The 17,966-nt window shown below is 67.5% G+C and carries 19 protein-coding genes; 8 read left to right on the forward strand and 11 right to left on the reverse strand.

Going from position 1 to position 17,966, the window contains the following annotated elements:
- Nucleotides 1-50: 50 nt before the first annotated feature.
- Genes NOF53_RS02135 through NOF53_RS02145 form a run of 3 tightly spaced genes read right to left on the reverse strand, consistent with a single transcriptional unit; the run spans nucleotide 51 to nucleotide 2,965 of the window.
- Nucleotides 51-1,166, reverse strand: coding sequence for a vWA domain-containing protein (locus NOF53_RS02135; RefSeq protein WP_255965309.1), 1,116 nt, complete (start codon nucleotides 1,164-1,166; stop codon nucleotides 51-53).
- A 5-nt stretch (nucleotides 1,167-1,171) separates the two neighbouring features.
- Nucleotides 1,172-2,065: an AAA family ATPase gene (locus tag NOF53_RS02140; RefSeq protein ID WP_255965310.1), complete on the reverse strand. Its 894-nt coding sequence runs from the start codon at nucleotides 2,063-2,065 to the stop codon at nucleotides 1,172-1,174.
- A gap of 60 nt (nucleotides 2,066-2,125) precedes the next feature.
- Nucleotides 2,126-2,965, reverse strand: a complete 840-nt coding sequence (locus NOF53_RS02145) for an SDR family NAD(P)-dependent oxidoreductase (RefSeq protein WP_255965311.1) — start codon at nucleotides 2,963-2,965, stop codon at nucleotides 2,126-2,128.
- 70 nt (nucleotides 2,966-3,035) lie between these two features.
- Here NOF53_RS02145 and NOF53_RS02150 point away from each other — a divergent pair, with 70 nt between their 5' ends.
- Both NOF53_RS02150 and NOF53_RS02155 read left to right on the forward strand, forming a co-directional pair.
- Nucleotides 3,036-3,842 (forward strand): TrmH family RNA methyltransferase, encoded by an 807-nt coding sequence (locus NOF53_RS02150; protein ID WP_255965312.1) that lies wholly within the window; start codon nucleotides 3,036-3,038, stop codon nucleotides 3,840-3,842.
- On the forward strand, nucleotides 3,839-4,132 hold the full coding sequence (locus tag NOF53_RS02155; RefSeq protein WP_374212553.1) for a DUF2537 domain-containing protein: 294 nt from the start codon (nucleotides 3,839-3,841) through the stop codon (nucleotides 4,130-4,132). Before NOF53_RS02150 ends, NOF53_RS02155 begins: the two co-directional genes overlap by 4 nt.
- Before the next feature lie 4 nt (nucleotides 4,133-4,136).
- On the opposite strand, the gene NOF53_RS02160 is transcribed toward NOF53_RS02155, so the two are convergent.
- From NOF53_RS02160 to NOF53_RS02175, 4 genes are all read right to left on the reverse strand, one after another.
- Nucleotides 4,137-4,934, reverse strand: a complete 798-nt coding sequence (locus tag NOF53_RS02160) for a DUF6928 family protein (protein ID WP_255965313.1) — start codon at nucleotides 4,932-4,934, stop codon at nucleotides 4,137-4,139.
- 78 nt (nucleotides 4,935-5,012) lie between these two features.
- The gene (sepH, locus tag NOF53_RS02165) at nucleotides 5,013-5,873 is read right to left on the reverse strand and encodes a septation protein SepH (RefSeq protein WP_255965314.1); all 861 of its coding nucleotides are present in this window, start codon (nucleotides 5,871-5,873) and stop codon (nucleotides 5,013-5,015) included.
- A gap of 161 nt (nucleotides 5,874-6,034) precedes the next feature.
- A complete protein-coding gene (locus NOF53_RS02170; RefSeq protein WP_255965315.1) occupies nucleotides 6,035-6,688 on the reverse strand; it encodes a PAS and ANTAR domain-containing protein in 654 nt (217 codons plus the stop codon).
- A gap of 190 nt (nucleotides 6,689-6,878) precedes the next feature.
- Nucleotides 6,879-7,151 (reverse strand): WGxxGxxG family protein, encoded by a 273-nt coding sequence (locus tag NOF53_RS02175; protein ID WP_255965316.1) that lies wholly within the window; start codon nucleotides 7,149-7,151, stop codon nucleotides 6,879-6,881.
- A 440-nt stretch (nucleotides 7,152-7,591) separates the two neighbouring features.
- On the opposite strand from NOF53_RS02175, the gene NOF53_RS02180 reads away from it, so the two are divergent.
- The gene (locus NOF53_RS02180) at nucleotides 7,592-8,077 is read left to right on the forward strand and encodes a nucleoside deaminase (protein ID WP_255965317.1); all 486 of its coding nucleotides are present in this window, start codon (nucleotides 7,592-7,594) and stop codon (nucleotides 8,075-8,077) included.
- Nucleotides 8,078-8,126: 49 nt separating this feature from the next.
- Here NOF53_RS02180 and serC read toward each other — a convergent pair whose 3' ends face one another.
- Both serC and NOF53_RS02190 read right to left on the reverse strand, forming a co-directional pair.
- Nucleotides 8,127-9,248 carry a phosphoserine transaminase gene (serC, locus tag NOF53_RS02185; protein WP_255965318.1) on the reverse strand — a complete coding sequence of 374 codons (1,122 nt, stop codon included), beginning with the start codon at nucleotides 9,246-9,248 and terminating at the stop codon, nucleotides 8,127-8,129.
- A gap of 41 nt (nucleotides 9,249-9,289) precedes the next feature.
- Nucleotides 9,290-10,420, reverse strand: a complete 1,131-nt coding sequence (locus tag NOF53_RS02190) for a citrate synthase 2 (RefSeq protein ID WP_255965319.1) — start codon at nucleotides 10,418-10,420, stop codon at nucleotides 9,290-9,292.
- Nucleotides 10,421-10,663: 243 nt separating this feature from the next.
- Between NOF53_RS02190 and pdxH the strand changes: the two genes are divergently transcribed.
- From pdxH to NOF53_RS02215, 5 genes are all read left to right on the forward strand, one after another.
- Nucleotides 10,664-11,365 (forward strand): pyridoxamine 5'-phosphate oxidase, encoded by a 702-nt coding sequence (gene pdxH / locus NOF53_RS02195; RefSeq protein WP_374212554.1) that lies wholly within the window; start codon nucleotides 10,664-10,666, stop codon nucleotides 11,363-11,365.
- Nucleotides 11,362-12,651 carry an MFS transporter gene (locus NOF53_RS02200; RefSeq protein ID WP_255965320.1) on the forward strand — a complete coding sequence of 430 codons (1,290 nt, stop codon included), beginning with the start codon at nucleotides 11,362-11,364 and terminating at the stop codon, nucleotides 12,649-12,651. The genes pdxH and NOF53_RS02200 overlap by 4 nt, the downstream gene beginning before the upstream one ends.
- Nucleotides 12,652-12,692: 41 nt before the next feature.
- Nucleotides 12,693-13,655, forward strand: a complete 963-nt coding sequence (locus NOF53_RS02205) for an aldose 1-epimerase family protein (protein WP_255965321.1) — start codon at nucleotides 12,693-12,695, stop codon at nucleotides 13,653-13,655.
- A 437-nt stretch (nucleotides 13,656-14,092) separates the two neighbouring features.
- A complete protein-coding gene (locus NOF53_RS02210) occupies nucleotides 14,093-15,388 on the forward strand; it encodes a citrate synthase (RefSeq protein WP_255965322.1) in 1,296 nt (431 codons plus the stop codon).
- 46 nt (nucleotides 15,389-15,434) lie between these two features.
- The gene (locus NOF53_RS02215) at nucleotides 15,435-15,797 is read left to right on the forward strand and encodes an FKBP-type peptidyl-prolyl cis-trans isomerase (RefSeq protein WP_109327431.1); all 363 of its coding nucleotides are present in this window, start codon (nucleotides 15,435-15,437) and stop codon (nucleotides 15,795-15,797) included.
- A 29-nt stretch (nucleotides 15,798-15,826) separates the two neighbouring features.
- Here NOF53_RS02215 and NOF53_RS02220 read toward each other — a convergent pair whose 3' ends face one another.
- Complete coding sequence (locus NOF53_RS02220; protein WP_255965323.1) at nucleotides 15,827-17,197, reverse strand: sensor histidine kinase; 1,371 nt, start codon at nucleotides 17,195-17,197, stop codon at nucleotides 15,827-15,829.
- Nucleotides 17,194-17,907: a response regulator transcription factor gene (locus NOF53_RS02225; protein ID WP_255965324.1), complete on the reverse strand. Its 714-nt coding sequence runs from the start codon at nucleotides 17,905-17,907 to the stop codon at nucleotides 17,194-17,196. The genes NOF53_RS02220 and NOF53_RS02225 overlap by 4 nt, the downstream gene beginning before the upstream one ends.
- Nucleotides 17,908-17,966: the final 59 nt, after the last annotated feature.

Raw genomic sequence — 17,966 nt, forward strand, 5'->3', positions numbered from 1 at the left:
CCGAAAGAGCGCGAACAACACCCGAAATCGTGGAACCCGTTCCGGAATGGTCACGTTCGGCGTGCAACCTCGAGCAGTTCCTGCAGTGTCGCGAGGCTGTGGCCGGCGAGCAGACGATCGATGTACGGCAGCGCGGCCGCGATCCCGGACTGCACCGGCTCGTAGCCGTCAGCGCCGGCGTGCGGATTCACCCACAGCACGGTGCGGGCAAGCCGGCGCAGTTGAGCCATCTGCTCCGCGAGCAGGGTCGGGTCACCGCGCTCCCAGCCGTCGGAGAAAATCACTACGACGGCGCCGCGGGCCACGCCCCGCCTGCCCCAGCGGTCCAGAAACGCGCGCAGCGTATCACCGAGACGAGTGCCGCCCGCCCAGTCGGGCACGGCCCGGCCCGCTGCGGCGAGCGCCACTTCCGGGTCGCGGACCCGCAGCGCCCGGGAGAGCCGGGTCAGGCGGGTGCCCAGCGAGAACACCTCCGTGCCGCCCGGGTTGCCGCGGGCGATGACGTGCGCAAAACGCAGCAGTGCGTCGGCGTACGGGCTCATCGAACCGGACACGTCGATGAGCAGCACCATCCGGCGTGGTCGGGTGGCTTTGCGGTGGAGGCTCGGCCGCACCGGTTCGCCGCCCGCCGCGAGCATGCCCCGCACGGTGCGGCGCGGGTCCACCGTCCCCCGGCGGGCCGGGCGCATCCGGATGGCTGGGCGGGTCGGGGGCCGCGGGCGCAGGGCGGCGATCAACTCGGCGAGGTGCGCGCGCTCGGCCGCGGTGAGGTCGGCGATGTCGCGGTGGCGCAACACCTCGGTGTCGTCCGCGGCGACCCGCAGATGTGGCGCGTCGCCACCGGTGTCGCCGCCGTCCGTCGTGGTCAGGGCGGCGGTTCGGGCACGACGAGGCAGTTCCCCGGCTCGCGGCACCCGGGCGGGAACGGTACCGCCGAACCAGGCTGCGAACGCCGAGTCGTACCGGGGGATGTCGCCCTGACCGCGGCACAGCGTCGCGCGACCTGCCCAGTACACCTGTTCGGAATTGCCCACTTCCACCTCGCGGAGTGCCCGGGTGAAGGCGGCGACGGCGTCCGACGCGACCGGCAGTCCCGCGGCTGCGAGGGCGTGCGCAAACCCGGCGAACCCCACGAGAGGATCGCCGGCGTCCGGTGCTGCGGACATGGTTCTCACCCGGCCAGGAGCCGGTCCAGTCCGGCGCGGGCGACCCGTTCGAGGTCCTCGCGGTACTTGAGGACGGCGCCGAGCGTCGCGGCGGCTGTTTCCGCGTCCAGCACGTCCCGGTCGAGCTCGCGCAATGCGCGTGCCCAGTCCAGCGCCTCGGCCACCCCCGGCGGCTTGAGGAGTTCCATCTCCCGCAGGGAGTGGACGGCGCGGGCGACCTGCGTGGCGAGGTCGGGGCCGATGCCGGGGATGCGGCGCCGCAGGATCGCGACCTCCCGGGCCAGGTCGGGGTGCTCGAGCCAGTGGTACAGGCAGCGGCGTTTGAGGGCGTCGTGCACTTCGCGGGTGCGGTTTGAGGTGAGCACCACCAGCGGCGGTGTCGCCGCCCGCACCTCGCCGAGTTCTGGGATGGTGACGGCGTTCTCATCCAATACTTGCAGCAGGAACGCCTCGAACTCGTCGTCGGCGCGGTCGATCTCGTCGACGAGCAGCACGCAGGGCGCTTCGGTGAGCGCCCGCAGCAATGGGCGGGCCAGCAGGAACCGCTCGGTGTACAGCGAGCGTTCGACGGTGTCGGCCTCGAGCAGGCCGTTACTCGCCGCCTCGAGCGTCCGCAGGTGCAGCAGCTGCCGCGGGAAGTCCCAGTCGTAGAGCGCCTGCGCGGCGTCGATGCCCTCATGACACTGCAGGCGGATCAGCGGCAGGTCGAACGCCTCCGACAACGCGGTCGCGAGCGACGTCTTGCCGGTGCCGGGTTCACCCTCGCAGAACAGCGGCCGTCCCATACGTATGGCGAGGAACGCGGCCATCGCGACGCCGTCGTCGGCGAGGTAGCCCGTGGCGTCGAGCGCCCGCGCCAGTTCCGCAGGCGAACCGACCGTCGGTGTGGAATCCCTCACCCACGCGAGCCTAGGTGAGTGCCCGCCCCCGGACACGCGACTCGGAGGAGCTTGCTGCCGTCAAGCGTCCGGCTCCACCCTGCCGCGGTCCTCGCTCAACCGCCGGAACATCGCGGTGGCGCCGAACCGCGCGGCCACCCGTTCGACCAGTCCCGGCGCGATCTGCCCCAGAGCGAGCAGCGGGCGGATCGGGGCTCCGCTCTCGACGATCTCGGGCCGGTCACGCTGGATTGCCCGGATCACGGCGGCGGCGACCTTGTCGGTGGTGGTCTCGCCCGTGATCCGGCCGGCCCTGATGCCACGTTCCGTCATGCGCTGGTACATGCCGTCGCCGGCGATGAAGCCGGGGCACACGACGGAAAAGCCGACGGGCGAGCCCGCGTACTCCGCCCGCAGCGACTGGGTGAGACCGATCAGGCCCGCCTTCGTCGTGGCGTACGGCGCGCAGTACGCCGGACCGATCTTCGCTGCCAGCGACGAGATGAACACCACGTGTCCCCAACCGCGGTCGAGCATCCCGGGAACCACTCGGCGTGTGAGAAGCAGTGGTGCGGTGAGATTGACGTCGACCATTGCGGTGAGCTCGCCGGGGTCGAGTCGGGTGAAGGCCGAGACGTTCTCCACACCGGCGTTGTTCACCAGCAGGTCGAGGGGACCGACTGCCGCCTCGGTGCGTTCGATGAGCGAATCGAGCTGTTCCAGCCGGTTCAGGTCCCCGGGCACGGCCTCGGCGCGCACACCGAGAGCACGCAGTTCACCGACGACTTCCGCGAGTCGATCCTCGCGCCGGCCGGACACCGCGACGGTGACGCCTTCACGCGCCAGCGCCCGTGCGATGACGCGGCCGAGGCCGCCGGAGGTACCCGTCACCAGAGCCGTGCGTCCGTGCAGTTGCTTCATCCCTTCGAGCTTTCGCGTTCGGTGGTGGGGAGTCAACGGGGTGACTCTGCACATACGGCACGATGGACCAGTGGTTTCCGTCATCGACATAGCAGATCCGGCCGATTCGCGGCTGGACAACTTCCGCGATCTCAACTCCTCGGATCGCCGCCCGGATCTTCCCGAAGGTAAGGGCCTGGTGATTGCGGAAGGCGTGCTGGTGGCTCAGCGCCTGCTTGCCTCTCGTTTCGACCCGATCGCGCTTCTGGGCGTCGATCGCCGGCTCGGGGAACTCGCGGACGACCTGGCTCGGGTGGACGTCCCGTTCTATCGAACGACGGCGGATGTCATGGCCGAGGTCGTGGGATTCCATCTCAATCGCGGCGTACTGGCCGCGGCGCGTCGACCGGTGCCGCTGGAATTGCCGGAGGTGCTCGACAACGCGCGAACGGTCGCTGTTCTCGAGGGAGTGAACGATCACGAGAACCTCGGTTCGATGTTCCGCAATGCCGCCGGACTGGGAGTGGACGCCGTCGTCTTCGGCAAGGGATGTGCAGACCCGCTGTACCGCCGGGCGGTTCGCGTGTCGATGGGGCATGTCCTGCGGGTTCCGTTCGCACACGTATCGGCTTGGCCGCGCGACCTCGACGCGTTGCGCGAGCGCGGATTCCAGTTGATCTCGCTCACTCCGAACCCCGAAGCGATCACCTTGGCCGAGGCCATGACGGGGGAGAAGGTCGCCGTCCTGCTCGGCGCGGAAGGCCCAGGCCTCACCGAACATGCCATGCGCGCCACGGATGTCCGTGCCCGCATCCCGATGGCCCCGGGGACGGATTCGCTGAACGTGGCCACCGCCGCCGCGATGGCGTTCTACGAACGCGTCCGGACGGGTCGGTGACGGTGCCGCCTGAACCACGGCCGGTGTCCGGTGCCGGGGTCCCGTGGTTCACCGGGCTTCTGGTCACCGGATTCACCGCGGTTGTCGTGGCGGTTGCGGTGATCGCGTTCGGCACCCAGTTGGCCCGCATCAACCCGGTGCTCGCGGTCTTCCTGGAGCTGGTCGTAGTGGCGGGTGTCGCGCCGACGGCGTGGCGATACCGCCGGACACAAGTGTGGCGCTGGGTGGTCTACGGGCTGGGCGTGGGAGTTCTCGCGGGATGGGTCGCGGCGCTCGCGGGCGCGACCTGACGGCTCAGAAGCCGAAATACCTGCGCAGGCGTCCGGGCCTGCGGGCCGGGTGTGGACCGACGGCAACGGGCACCGATTCCGGCTCCGGTTCCGGCGCGGCCTTCTTCGCCTCGACCGTCTCCTCCGTATTCGTGTTCGCGTCCTCCACTTTGTCGGGCCCTTCGCCCGGGCTGTGAACGGCGAAGGCGAGCACCGGGAGGGACTTCGGGTCGAGTTCGGTGTCCTCTCGGGGTCCGGTATACCGGAATCCCAGCCAGTTCCGGTTGGCGGCTTCGGCGAATTGTTGTGGGTGGAACGGCAGCGACTGCGGATCGGGAAGAACCCCCGAGGGATACTGCAGCGGGAACTCGCCCGCCCAGTACGGTCTTTCCCACACCAGGGGAAGACCTAGGTCTTCGTGGATGTGTACCGGTGTCGCGCTGAACGAGCGGGTCATTTTGCCGTCCTCCCATACCGCGAACGAACCCCACGCGACGTCGGGCCTGGACGCCACGTAGTAGATCCGCTCGAAATCCGAAGAGAGAACCCGGTTTTCGGGCAGGGTGGATGGACGGGGGATCGCCAACTCGGCCGTGCACACGACGGTCACACCGGGGTAGCAACCGATATACACCGTGCCGCCCCCGTCGATCGCGGACGCGTCGGACAGCACTGCCGCACCCGTGGGCGTGGCCAGGAGATCGGGGTAGAGCCGGCTGGCGAGCGCCTGGGCGGCATCAGGATCGGATCGCGGGTGTCCACGTAGGACCGCGAGTGGATCAGGGGCGTCTACGTACCAGATCGTTGATACCTTCGCCCCCACGGTCCTCCCTCTCTTTCTGTGCTTACCTGAAAGAGTACGACCACGAGCGTGTCTCCGGCTCGCTCACCGCGCCGGTGATCAGCGTCCGCTGCTGCGAACGCCGAGCAGAACGTCGTCCCAGGAAGGAAGCGACGGCTTTCCGCGCTTGTCCTTGTTCGAGGTCTGGTGAGGGGCGATCTTCGGTGCGGTGTGCTCGGGCGCGGTGTCGTCTTCGTCGACCGGCTCGGGCACGTCGGACTCGGCTTCGACGATGCGCTCCGGCTCGGGCGCAGGTAGAGGGGGCTCCACCGGGTAGTCGGCGAATTCGAGTTGCTCAGGCTCGTCGAATGCCACGGGCGCCAATCCGCGCAGCGGACGGCCGAAGTCGGGGTCGATCAGGTCGAACGCCGTGTCGTCGAGCGCGACGATGGTGCCGCCGTGGGCATCCGGCTGGTACCGCCAATGCGCGGCGTTGGTGGTGCGCCCCGCCTGCCACTGCAGCTGGGCGACCCAGTGGTTGTCCTCGTCGCGCCATGCGTCCCACGTGGCGTCGTCGATGTTGTGTCCGCGCGCCCGGAAGGCCTGGGTGACGATCTCTGCCAGTGTGGGAACGGCGGGACCGTTGTCGCGGACGGGGTGACCACCCTGCGCCATGTCGGCGGCACGGGAGCGTTCGAGCAGAACCGGGTAGGCGAAGCGTTCCACCTTCGACAGCGGAATACCGGCCTCGTCAGCCACCTGCTCTACGGAAGCGCCGGCGCGAATGCGGGCCTGGATCTCACGGGGTCTGAGCTGACTGTCCATTTCGATCTCAATCTGGCCGAGTCGAGCGATGTCCCCGCGGGATGCTGCGCGGAGCTTGTCATCGGCGGGAAGCCGGAATTTTTCGCCGGTATCAGCATCAGCGCACACGACGTGCGAACCATCTGGCTCGAGACCGATCACTCGAAGCTCTCGCACGTTGACCTCCTTATCGCGCCGGCTCGCGACTATGTACCGCGCCAACTGTAATTCATTCGTGACAGCCGGTGCGGGAGGACACGCGCGGGTGCGATCCCGGCAAAAGGGATCACGTCCGCGTTACGCTTCGACGTTTCGCCCACCGCCCGCGGAACCGTCCCCTACTCCGGTCGCCGGGTTTGCTGGTGGGCGTTGAGCAGCAGATGATCGAACCAGGTGCGCAGACCGGCGTCGGGTTCGTACTCGATGAGGCCGGTGACGATCTGTTCGGCGAGGGTGCGGAGCCGGGTATTGGTGTGCTGGGAGCGCCATGCGAGGACGTCGAAGGCGCGGGCGGCAGGAATGCCGTACACCAGCATCAACGCGCCCTTGGCCTGATCGATCACCGCCCGTGACTCGGAGAGTTCGGCGACCGCCTCGTCGACTGACTCTTTGACGTCGCTGCGGTGCGAGTGGGTGATGTCGATGTAGAACCCGGTCGTGCCGATTGCCGTGCCGGTGTCGTCGAACATGCGGTCGCCGACCACCACGACCTGGTGGACCTTGCCTGCGGTGTCGATGATGCGGTGTTTACTGCTGAACGGTTCGGCGTCATTGATCATCCGGTCCAGCGCCCGGGCGACGTGTGGGTGGTCCTCGGGGTGTTTGTGGGAGAGCAACAGCTTGGTGGTCGGTGTCACCTCGCCGGGCTGATACCCGTGCAGGCGGGCGACGGCATCGGACCATTCCCACCGATGCCCGTCCAGGAAGAACTGGAAGCTGCCCACCCGCTGCGGCTCGCCGCCACCGAATACCTGCTCTGAATCCACGCCCATATTTCTAGCGCATCAGTAGCCGGAGAGTTGCAGGGGTCGCGCGTTCGATTTCGGCCGCCCGCCCCTCCGTTCGCGACTCCTGATCGAAGATGCGCGCAGAGTCCTCAGCGGTCAGTCCGCCCCATGCCCGGCAATGTGCTGACACGGTGATGCCCCGGCCTCGCGGCCGGGGCATCACCATGGTCTCAGGTCAGGGGCGGCGGGTCGGGTCGGTCCCGGCGTCGGTGCGCACGGTCGGCTCGTGCCGACGCTTGAGCCCGGCGAGACCCAGCAGGCCCGCGAGGCCCAGGAGCCCCCACAGTCCGGTCTTGTCGCTGTCTTCGCTGTCGCTGTGCTCGTCCTGCGCTTGCTGCGCCACGACAGAGGTGCCGGTTGCGACTTCGGGAGCGGTGGCATGGGCTACGCCGACGCCACCGAACGTGATCGCGGTAGCGGCAAAGGTGGCGACAATGGTCTTGCGCATCGTGTCTCCTGTTGGTTCGGGTGTAGCGAGAGCCTCGGTCCGGCTTCGCGGACCATCGCTGAGGTTCCCTGTACCCGAAGCGCTCTCCCGCAAAACAAAAGGCGTAGATCCCGTGGGCAACCGGACAGCGGGAGTCGGGTCGTCGCTATGCCAGGTTGTATCTCGCGAAGTCGGATCGCGTCGAAGTCGATCACGGCCAGGCGCACGCCAGCGGCCAGTTCTGTTGACCGAGAACGTTACACGTCGGAGCATCCGCGTTCTCGGGCCGGTGGGGCTGGAACCCCTGCGATGGAACACACCCGGACCAACGCCGGGGTGTCGGACATAGGACATCACCGTCTACAACTCCGCCGTGATCGGCCTCCAGGACCCGGTGGCGGCGCGCATACTGATCGACAGAGCCCGGGAACGGGAAGTCGGAACAGAAGTGGACCCCGACGATGAGCCATACCGATGTCGACGGCACCGACCTCGCCCATCTGCGGCGCACCATCGAACTGGCCGACGAGACCGGCGACGCCGGCAACAAACCCTTCGGCGCGGTGGCCGTCGGCTCCGATGGGCACGTCATCAGCGAGGGCGCCAATTCTGTCGCCACGTCCGGCGACGTCACCGAGCACGCGGAACTCGATGCGATCACCACCGCCTGCGCCGAAGGGCGAACGGAACAGCTCGTCGGCGCCACCATGTACGCCAGCGGTGAGCCGTGCCCGATGTGCAGCGCCGCGATGGTCTGGGCGGGGATCAGCCGGGTGGTGTTCGCCGCGTCGTCCGACGACTTCGGCCGAATCCTCCCGGACGGACCGCGGTTCGGCTTACGCTGCTCCGACGTAGTCGATTCCGCGAATGTCGAAATCGAGGTCAGTGGCCCTCACCTCGGGGACGAGGCATTGGCCCCGTTCCACCGTTTCCTCGCCACCGACTGAACGAGGTCAGCCCCCGGCAGCGATGCCGGGGGCTGATACGGGTCGAGCGCTAGCCGAGCTGCGAGACGACCCAGTCGATACTCTTCGTGAGCTGCGAGACGTCCTCGGGATCGATCGCCGGGAACATGCCGACACGCAGCTGGTTGCGGCCCAGCTTGCGGTACGGCTCCGTGTCGACAACACCGTTGGCGCGCAGGATCTTCGCCACCTTGGCGGCATCGACCTTGTCGTCGAAGTCGATGGTCCCGACCACCTGCGAGCGGTGCGCGGGATCGGTGACGAACGGGGTGGCGTACTCGCTCGCCTCAGCCCACTGGTACAGACGCGAGGACGAATCCGCCGTGCGCGAGGTTGCCCAGTCGAGGCCGCCCTGCTTGTTCAGCCACTCGATCTGGTTCGCGAACAACAGGAGTGTGGCCACTGCCGGCGTGTTGTAGGTCTGATCCTTCGAGCTGTTGTCCACCGCGATGGGCAGCGAGAGAAAGTCGGGGGTCCAGCGACCCGAATCCTTGATCTCCGCCACCCGCTCGAGGGCCTTCGGGCTCATCAGCGCGATCCACAGGCCACCATCGGCCGCGAAATTCTTCTGCGGGGCGAAGTAGTAGACGTCGGCGTCGGCAACGTTCACCGGCAGTCCGCCGGCGCCCGAGGTGGCATCGATGGCGATGAGCGCATTCTCCGACCCGGCAGGACGGGACACGGGGATCGCGACACCGGTGGAGGTTTCGTTGTGTGCCCAGCCGATGAGGTCGACGGACGGGTCGGACACGGGCTCGGGGGCGCTGCCCGGCTCGGCCGATACGACGATCGGATCACCGATGAACGGGTTGTTCTTCGCGACCGACGCGAACTTGGAGCTGAACTCGCCGTTCGTCAGGTGAAGCGACTTCTCGCGGATGAGGCCGAACGCCGCGGCGTCCCAGAACGCGGTGGTGCCGCCGTTGCCGAGAACCACCTCGTATCCCTCGGGGAGGGAGAAGAGATCGGCGAGCCCGGAACGCACGCTGGCGACGACGTCCTTGACGGGCTTCTGGCGGTGGCTGGTGCCGAACACCGAGGAGCCCACCTCCACCAGCGACTGAAGCTGTTCGGGGCGAACCTTGGAGGGTCCGCAGCCGAAACGGCCGTCGGCGGGCAGGAGGTCCGCGGGGATGATCGGTGTGGAGGTCATCGCTACTTTCTGTTCCTTACTGAATATTTCCGGTGAGGTGCTCAGCTGGTGTGGGCGATCTGGTCCCAGCCCTCGACGGACTCGGGGGAGCGGGGTGCGGGTCCGGTGTAGATGGCGGCCGGGCGGACGAGCTTGCCCAGACGTTTCTGCTCGAGGATGTGGGCACACCAGCCTGCGGTGCGACCACAGGTGAACATCGCGGGCATCATGTGCGCGGGAACCTCGGCGAAGTCGAGGATGACCGCGGCCCAGAATTCGACGTTGGTCTCGATTGCCCGGTCTGGGCGGCGTTCACGCAGTTCGGCGAGGGCGGCCTGTTCGAGGGCGGCAGCCGCTTCGTAGCGGGGGGCCTTCAGTCGTTCGGCGGTGGCGCGCAGCACGCGGGCGCGGGGGTCTTCGGCGCGGTAGACGCGGTGCCCGAAGCCCATCAATTTTTCCTTGCGGTCGAGGATGCCCTTGACCAGTGCGCGGGCGTCGCCGGATTTCTCGGTGTCCTCGATCATCGGCAGGACGCGGGCGGGGGCGCCGCCGTGCAGCGGGCCGGACATGGCGCCGATGGCCCCGGACAGGGAGGCGGCGACGTCGGCGCCGGTGGAGGCGATGACGCGGGCGGTGAAGGTGGAGGCGTTCATGCCGTGCTCGGCGGCGGAGACCCAGTAGGCGTCGATCGCTTCGACGTGGGCGGGGTCGGGTTCACCCTTCCAGCGAACCATGAACCGTTCGGTGACGGTCTCGGCCTCGTCGATGCGTTTCTGCGGGACGGCGGGTTGGTAGATGCCGCGGGCGGACTGGGCAACATAGGACAGGGCCATCACCGAGGCGCGGGCGAGTTGTTCGCGGGCGGTGTCGTCGTCGATGTCGAGCAGTGGCTGGTATCCCCAGATGGGGGCGAGCATCGCGAGGCCGGCCTGGACGTCGACGCGGACGTCGCCGGTGTGTACCGGGAGGGGAAACGGTTCGGCCGGGGGCAGGCCGGGGCCGAAGCGGCCGTCGACGAGCAGCGCCCACACGTTGCCGAAGGTGACGTGCTTGTCGACCAGGTCCTCGATGTCGACTCCGCGGTAGCGCAGTGCGCCGCCGTCCTTGTCGGGTTCAGCGATGTCGCTGGTGAACGCGACCACGCCTTCCAGTCCGCTGACGAAATCCTCCGGTACTGCCGCGCTCGCTGACATAGCTCGTGGACTCTCCTCGTTCGAGTGCCCCCGGTCAGAGCGGCACTGCCTCGGCGTTCGACAACTGCGCTGATCGTGCATGCGGGATGGGCAGGCACTCGTCGTCCGCGCAATCGGCCTCCCACCCTCGTGGTGTCGCGCAGTGGAGGCGACGATCCGGCGGGGGCGGGTTCGGTCTCCAAAACTTTAGCCGGTGTCACCGGAGGGACGGTCAGTGCATACCCGGGAGTAGCGTTCTCCGCTGTGTCATCAGATGCAGAACAGCCGGGTCCGGCGAACCACGACCTCGCGGCGATGCGCGTCGGTTACGGACATCAGGGCATCGCCGGACCGTCCGAAGAGTCCGATCTGGACGCCGAGCAGTTGACTGACGGCTGGCTGCCCTTGATGCGTCGCTGGCTCGAAGACGCCGTGGAGGCGGGAATTCCCGAGCCGAACGCGATGACGCTCGGCACCGTCGACGAGAACGGTCATCCCTGCACGCGCACGGTTCTCTGCAAGGGTCTGAGCTCAGCCGGAGTGCTGTTCTTCACCAATTACGACTCGGACAAGGGGAGACAGCTCGCGGCCGTTCCGTACGCGTCGGCGACCTTCACCTGGGTGCCGATCGCCAAGCAGATCACTGTCCGCGGTCCCGCCGAACGGGTCAGCGCCGAAGTCACCGACGAGTACTGGCACAGCAGGCCTCGGGGGTCGCGGCTCGGTGCGTGGGCGTCGGAGCAGTCGCGGCCGATCGGCTCGCGGACCGAACTGGATGCAGCGCTCCTGCACGTCGCCGAGCGCTTCCGCGTGGACGTCGACATCCCGGTGCGGCCGAACTGGGGTGGCATCCTCATCCGTCCCGAGGTAGTCGAGTTCTGGCAGGGCCGGGCCAACCGAATGCACAATCGAATCCGGACGTCGCGGCACGGGGACGGCTGGACCGTCGAGAGACTGCAGCCGTGACCGGGCAAGTGACGAGAGGTCGTCGGTCGAGACGGTTCCTCGCAGATACGACGCCCTTGGAGAACAAGGACTACCGGCGCCTGTGGGCTGCCGGGATCGTCACCGTCATCGGTGGGCAGCTCAGCGTGGTCGCCGTTCCCCAGCAGGTGTACGAGATCACGCGCAGCTCCGCGTACGTGGGTCTGACCGGAGTGTTCGCCCTGGTACCGCTGATCGTGTTCGGCCTGTGGGGCGGCGCCCTCGCCGACGTCATGGATCGGCGCACCTTGCTGACGATCACGACGGTCGGCCTCGGGGCGACCTCCGTGCTCTTCTGGGTGCAGGCGGCGCTCGGCCTGGACAACGTGTGGCTGGTACTCGGACTGCTGGCGTTGCAACAGGCGTTCTTCGCCGTGAACCAGCCCACCCGCAGCGCGATCATCCCGCGGCTCATTCCGATGCGACAGCTGGCGGCGGCCAACTCGCTGAACATGACGGTGATGCAATTCGGTGCGATCGCCGGACCGCTGCTCGCTGGGGTCATGATTCCGGCCGTCGGCCTGTCGACGCTGTATCTCGTCGATTCGATAGCACTTCTGGCCACCCTCTGGGCGGTACTCCGGCTGCCGGCCATTCCGCCGACGGGGGAGTCACGCCGCGCCGGATTCCGGGAAGTGTTCGACGGCTTCGCGTACCTGGCTACCCAGAAGGTGCTGCTCGCGTCGTTCGTGGTCGACATCATCGCCATGGTCTTCGGAATGCCCCGGGCGCTGTTCCCCCAGATCGCCCATGACACCTTCGGTGACCCCGCCGGCGGTGGCGTCGCGCTCGGACTGCTGTTCGCGGCGATGTCCGTGGGCGCGGTGGCCGGTGGTGTGTTCTCCGGCTGGTTGCCGAGGGTGCGGCGGCAGGGGCGTGCCGTTGTCGTGTGCATCGTGCTGTGGGGACTGGCGATGCTGGGCTTCGGCCTCGTGGTGGGGGTTGCGTCCCCGGGCGAGAGTCCCGTCCTGTTGTGGGCAGCCCTCGCCTTTCTCGCTTTCGGTGGTGCTGTCGACATGGTGTCCGCAGCGTTCCGCAGCACGATGCTCCAGCAGGTGGCCACCGACGAGATGCGCGGGCGTTTGCAGGGCGTCTTCATCGTCGTCGTCGCGGGAGGCCCCCGCATCGGTGACGTCCTGCACGGCGCTGCTGCCGCTGCAGTCGGAACGAGCGTGGCCGCGGCCGGTGGCGGCGTCCTCGTCGTCGTCGGAGTGGTGATCGCGGCGGTGGCGTTCCCCGCGCTGATGCGATACAAGGTCGCTCGTTAGGTTCCTGTGCCCTGTCACAGATTTCGGGCACACTGTGGTGCATGGGTGAACCGCAGTCGTCGGAAACGAAGAGGTCCACAGCGAGCGGGGTGGAGATCCGAGGGGGCGGTTACCGGGCCGAGATCGCAGTCACGGGTGCCGGGTTGCGGCAACTCGAGTGCGACACCCCGCAGGGCCCGCGGGCGCTGACCGAGACGTGGGAACTCGGGTCCCGGCCGCCGCTGTCGGCGGGATTGATCCTCGCGCCGTGGCCCAACCGGATCCGTGACGGTCATTTCGTCTTCGACGGCATCGACCACCAGCTCGAGATCACGGACACGGAGTTCGGCAACGCCAGTCACGGCTTCGTCCGCCGCCGGGACTGGCGTGTCGTCAGCCGTGCCGAGGACCGCGTCGAGATGTCGATCGATGTGGGACTTCACAAGGGCTGGCCGTATCCGCTGCGGGTCACCGTCGAATACGCGGTGGACGCGTCCGGTCTGACGGTCACCCACACCGCCACCAATACCGGGGCGATCCCGGCGCCGTTCGGCATGGGAATGCACTCGTACGTCCGGGTCGGTGACGTTCCCCTCGACGAATGCACGCTGCACCTGTCCGCCGGCACCCGGTTGCCGCTGGACGACCGCCGCTTGCCGAACGGTGGCTCGCAGGCTGTTGCCGGCAGCGACTACGACTTCACCAGCCCCCGGCCTCTCGCCGGGGTCTCGCTCGACACGCCGTTCAGCGCGCTGGACGTCGACCCGGACGGTAGGTCCCGCCACGAACTGCGTGCCCCGGACGGCACGGGAACCATGCTGTGGGCGGGCCGCGAGTTCGGCTGGTTACAGGCCTTCATCGCCGACCCGGCGGACGGCAAGTCCTATCCGGGTCGCGGGCGGGCACTGGCCCTCGAACCGATGACCTGTCCGCCGGATTCCTTCAACTCCGGCATCGACCAGTTGGTGCTCGCTCCCGGGCAGCACTGGTCCGGCCGATGGGGCATGACGACGGTGGGTTCCTGACGATCCGCTCCGCGGCGGCAAGTGTCCACAGAGTGAGACGGTGTAACACCGAATGCGCACCGTTCGATAAGTCTCGCGGGGGTTCATCTGTTGTCGCGGCCGGGTCCGGCCGATGGCACCATCCGGAGCAAGTTCGCCTCACCGCGTTCCGGGCGCGATTGTGCGTTCGAGCACTGGTGATGCCATCGGTGCAGGTAACGCCGCCTCTTCTCTGTCGGGCGACCACCGGCCGTTCATCCCGGCCGTTCGCACCGCACGAAATATCGGGTAGCGCAGTGGGCCGTCCGGTCTCGCCGCCATCGTCTCGTGGCATTCGGCGGCGCGGGCGGGTTCCGGCCCTTTCCGCGGACCCTCCTGCGGCATGCGCGCTGGAGTGGGACTAGTTTCTACCTGAATGAAGTTGTTACTCATTGGTTTGAGCTTGAGAGGGATGCTTCGTGCCTGACAATGACACAAAGCCCACGCTTACCTACCCTGGTGGTGAGCACACGATGTCCATTGCCAGGGCAACCGAGGGCAATGACGGTATCGAACTGGGCAAGCTGCTGGCCAGCACCGGGTACACCACCCTGGACCCGGGTTTCGTCAATACCGCCTCCACCAGCTCCGCGATCACCTACATCGACGGTGAAAACGGAATTCTCCGCTACCGTGGTTACCCGATCGAGCAGCTGGCCGGGAAGTCGACGTTCATCGAGGTCAGCTATCTGCTGATCTATGGTGAGCTGCCGACCGCAACGCAGCTCGAGTCGTTCACCGACCGGATTCGCCGGCACACGCTGCTGCACGAAGACCTCAAGAGGTTCTTCGACGGGTTCCCCCGCAACGCGCACCCGATGCCGGTTCTCTCCAGCGCCGTGAACGCGCTCTCGGCGTACTACCAGGACTCCCTGGACCCGGCCGACCCCGAGCAGGTCGAACTGTCGACCATCCGGCTTCTGGCGAAACTGCCGACCATCGCGGCGTATGCGTACAAGAAGTCCGTAGGACAGCCGTTCCTGTACCCGGACAATTCGCTGAACCTCGTCGAGAACTTCCTGCGGATGACGTTCGGCTTCCCCGCGGAGCCGTACGAGATCGACCCCGAGATCGCCAAGGCACTCGACATGCTGCTGATCCTGCATGCCGACCACGAGCAGAACTGCTCGACGTCGACGGTGCGCCTCGTCGGATCCTCGGATGCCAACCTTTTCACTTCCATCTCCGGTGGCATCAACGCACTCTGGGGCCCGCTGCACGGCGGCGCCAACCAGGCAGTCCTCGAGATGCTCGACGAGATCAAGGCCAGCGGCAGCAACGCCGGCGATTTCGTTCGCAAGGTCAAGAACAAGGAAGACGGCGTGAAGCTCATGGGCTTCGGGCACCGCGTCTACCGCAATTACGACCCGCGCGCGGCCATCGTGAAGCAGACGGCGCACACCATCCTCGACAAGCTCGGTGGCGACGACGAACTGCTCGACATCGCGATGGCACTGGAAGAGGCAGCGCTCACCGACGACTACTTCGTCGAGCGCAAGTTGTACCCCAACGTCGACTTCTACACCGGCCTCATCTACCGAGCTATGGGCTTCCCCACGCGCATGTTCACCGTCCTGTTCGCCATGGGCCGGTTGCCCGGGTGGATTGCGCACTGGCGGGAGATGCACGAGGATCCCGCCACGAAGATCGGCCGTCCGCGCCAGATCTACACCGGTTACACCGAGCGTGACTACAAGGACGTCACAAGTCGCTGATCTGCGATCCTGTGCCGAACCAGACAGCCCTCACCGAGGAGGACACATGACCAAGCCCGAGATCGAGTTCCAAGAGGGCCCCGCCCCGACCGACCTGGTCATCAAGGACCTGGTGGTCGGCGAAGGCGCCGAGGCCGTGCCGGGGGGCACCGTCGACGTGCACTACGTCGGTGTCGAGTTCGAATCCGGCGAAGAGTTCGACTCTTCGTGGAGCCGTGGTGAGTCCATTCAGTTCCCGCTGCGCGGCCTCATCAAGGGCTGGCAGGACGGCATCCCCGGCATGAAGGTCGGCGGACGTCGTCAGCTCACCATCCCGCCGGAGCTCGCTTACGGCCCGGCCGGTGCCGGCCACCAGTTGTCCGGCAAGACCCTGGTGTTCGTCATCGATCTCCTGGACGCCAAGGAATAGCTTCCCGCTCTGCGCGAGAAAGTCCCGTCTCACCTCGGTGAGGCGGGACTTTCTGCGTTCTGCGTCGCGGGGAGATGCGGCATCGGATGTGCATCGGCGGTGTGCAGTTCCACGACCAACCGGGCACCGCCGAGTGGGCTGTCCTCGAAATGCGCACGTCCGCCGTGCAGCGCCGCCTGTTGAGCGACGAGCGCGAGCCCGAGTCCCGACCCGCTCCTGGTGGCGTTGGTACCGCGGTGGAACCGCTCGAACACCTGGGTCCGCTCCGCGTCCGGTACGCCCGACCCGTTGTCGTCGACCGTGATGACGGTGGCGTCGTCCACGGCTCTCAGCGTGATCCGGACCGCTGTCGCACCCCCGTGCCGGACAGCGTTGGTGATCGCATTGTCCAGTGTCAGCCGCAGTCCACCCGGCATCCCGCGGACCGTCAGCGGAGCGGCATCGACGGTGACCTGGAGTCCGGGACGGTGACGCATCGCGTCCTCGGCGGCGAGGTCGCAGATGTCGACGAGGTCGCAGTCCACGAAGTCCTCGTCGGTGGACAGTTCTCCGCGGGCAAGCCGCTCCAGATCCGACAGCGTGGATTCAACCCGGCCCTGGGCGCGGATCAGGTCGCCGAAGATTTCGCTCTGCTGCGAGGAGGTCAGGTCGTGTGTGGTGAGCACCTCGAGGTCGGTGCGCATCGCGGTCAGTGGCGTGCGCAGTTCGTGGGCGGCCACGGCGGCGAAGTCGCGCGCGGTGGCGAGCGCGGCGGTGGTGGCGTTCTGCGCCTCGGCGACATCACGGAGCATCGATTCTGCCGCAGAGGCCAGTTCGTCTGCCTCGCGAACGCCGGAGGACGCGGGCGTCAACTCCGGTTCGCGGCGAACGATGCGGCCGGTGAGGTCGACGAGGGGACGAACCGCCCGGCCGCCGAACAACCAGCCGAGGCCGCTGGCCGCGGCAACGGCCAGGACACCGACGAGGGCCACCTGGCGCTGCTGTTCGGTGGTGACGTCTTGTGCCTCCGAGTACGGGACGGCGAGTGAAATCCGCGTTCCGAGGAAGGGTGTCGTCGCGGTGAACGCCCGGTACTCCGTGCCGCCGACGTCGACGGACTGCCACCCTGGTTCGAGGGCGGGTAGCCGGGTGGGTGTGCTCACCAGAACGGTGTCGCCGTCCGAGGATCGGATGGTGATCGCGAAGGCACCCTTGTCGCCCAGCGCGCCGAGGAACAGTCCGGCCGTCGCCGCGTTGGGGACCAGCACGTCGGACGCCGTTTCGAGCCGGCGGTCGAGTTGGGACAGATTGTTCCGGTTGATGGCGAACGCCACGAGGATGCCCAACGCCACGACGATGATGGTCGCCCCGAGCGCGGTGGCCGCCGCGACACGGGTCCGGAGGGAGAACGAGCGCTTCACGACGGCTCCCGCAGCACGAAACCGACACCGCGCACGGTGTGAAGGAGGCGCGGTTGTCCCTCGGTTTCGAACTTGCGCCGCAGATATCCGACGAAGACGTCCACCACGTTGGTGTCGGCAACGAAGTCGTAGCCCCACACCAGTTCCAGCAGTCGTTCGCGGCTCAGGACGATACCGACGTTGCGGGCGAGGACCTCGAGGAGTTCGAACTCACGCTTGGTCAGGATCACTTCGTGGCCTGCGAGAAAAACCCTGCGTGCCGAGACGAAGATCTCGAGGGCACCGACGCGGATCGGCGGAGCCGCCGGGGCGTCACCTGCCGGGGACGTGGTGCCGTGCCGCCGCAGCATGGCCCGGATGCGGGCGATCAACTCCGCCAGGACGAACGGCTTGATCAGGTAGTCGTCTGCCCCGGACTCCAGTCCGGAGATTCGGTCGTCGACGGTGTCGCGGGCACTGAGGACGCAGATCGGGATGTCGTTGTTCATCGCGCGGAGCGCGGTCACGACACCGGTGCCGTCGATGACGGGCATGTTCATGTCCAGGACCATCGCGTCCGGACGTTGCTCGCTGACCACGCGGAGCGCGTCGGCGCCGTCGATCGCGGTGAGAACGGTGAATCCGGACAGGCGCAGACCACGTTCGAGCGAAGTCCGCACGTCCTCGTCGTCGTCGACCACGAGAACACTGGCTGAGTCGGTGGCGGTCACTCCTGCATTGTGCCGTGGGGAGGGGGTGGATGGCGGTGGTCCGGCCGTGTCCGTCCGTA

It is taken from the genome of Rhodococcus tibetensis, assembly GCF_024438035.1.
GTDB classification, from domain to species: domain Bacteria; phylum Actinomycetota; class Actinomycetes; order Mycobacteriales; family Mycobacteriaceae; genus Rhodococcus_F; species Rhodococcus_F tibetensis.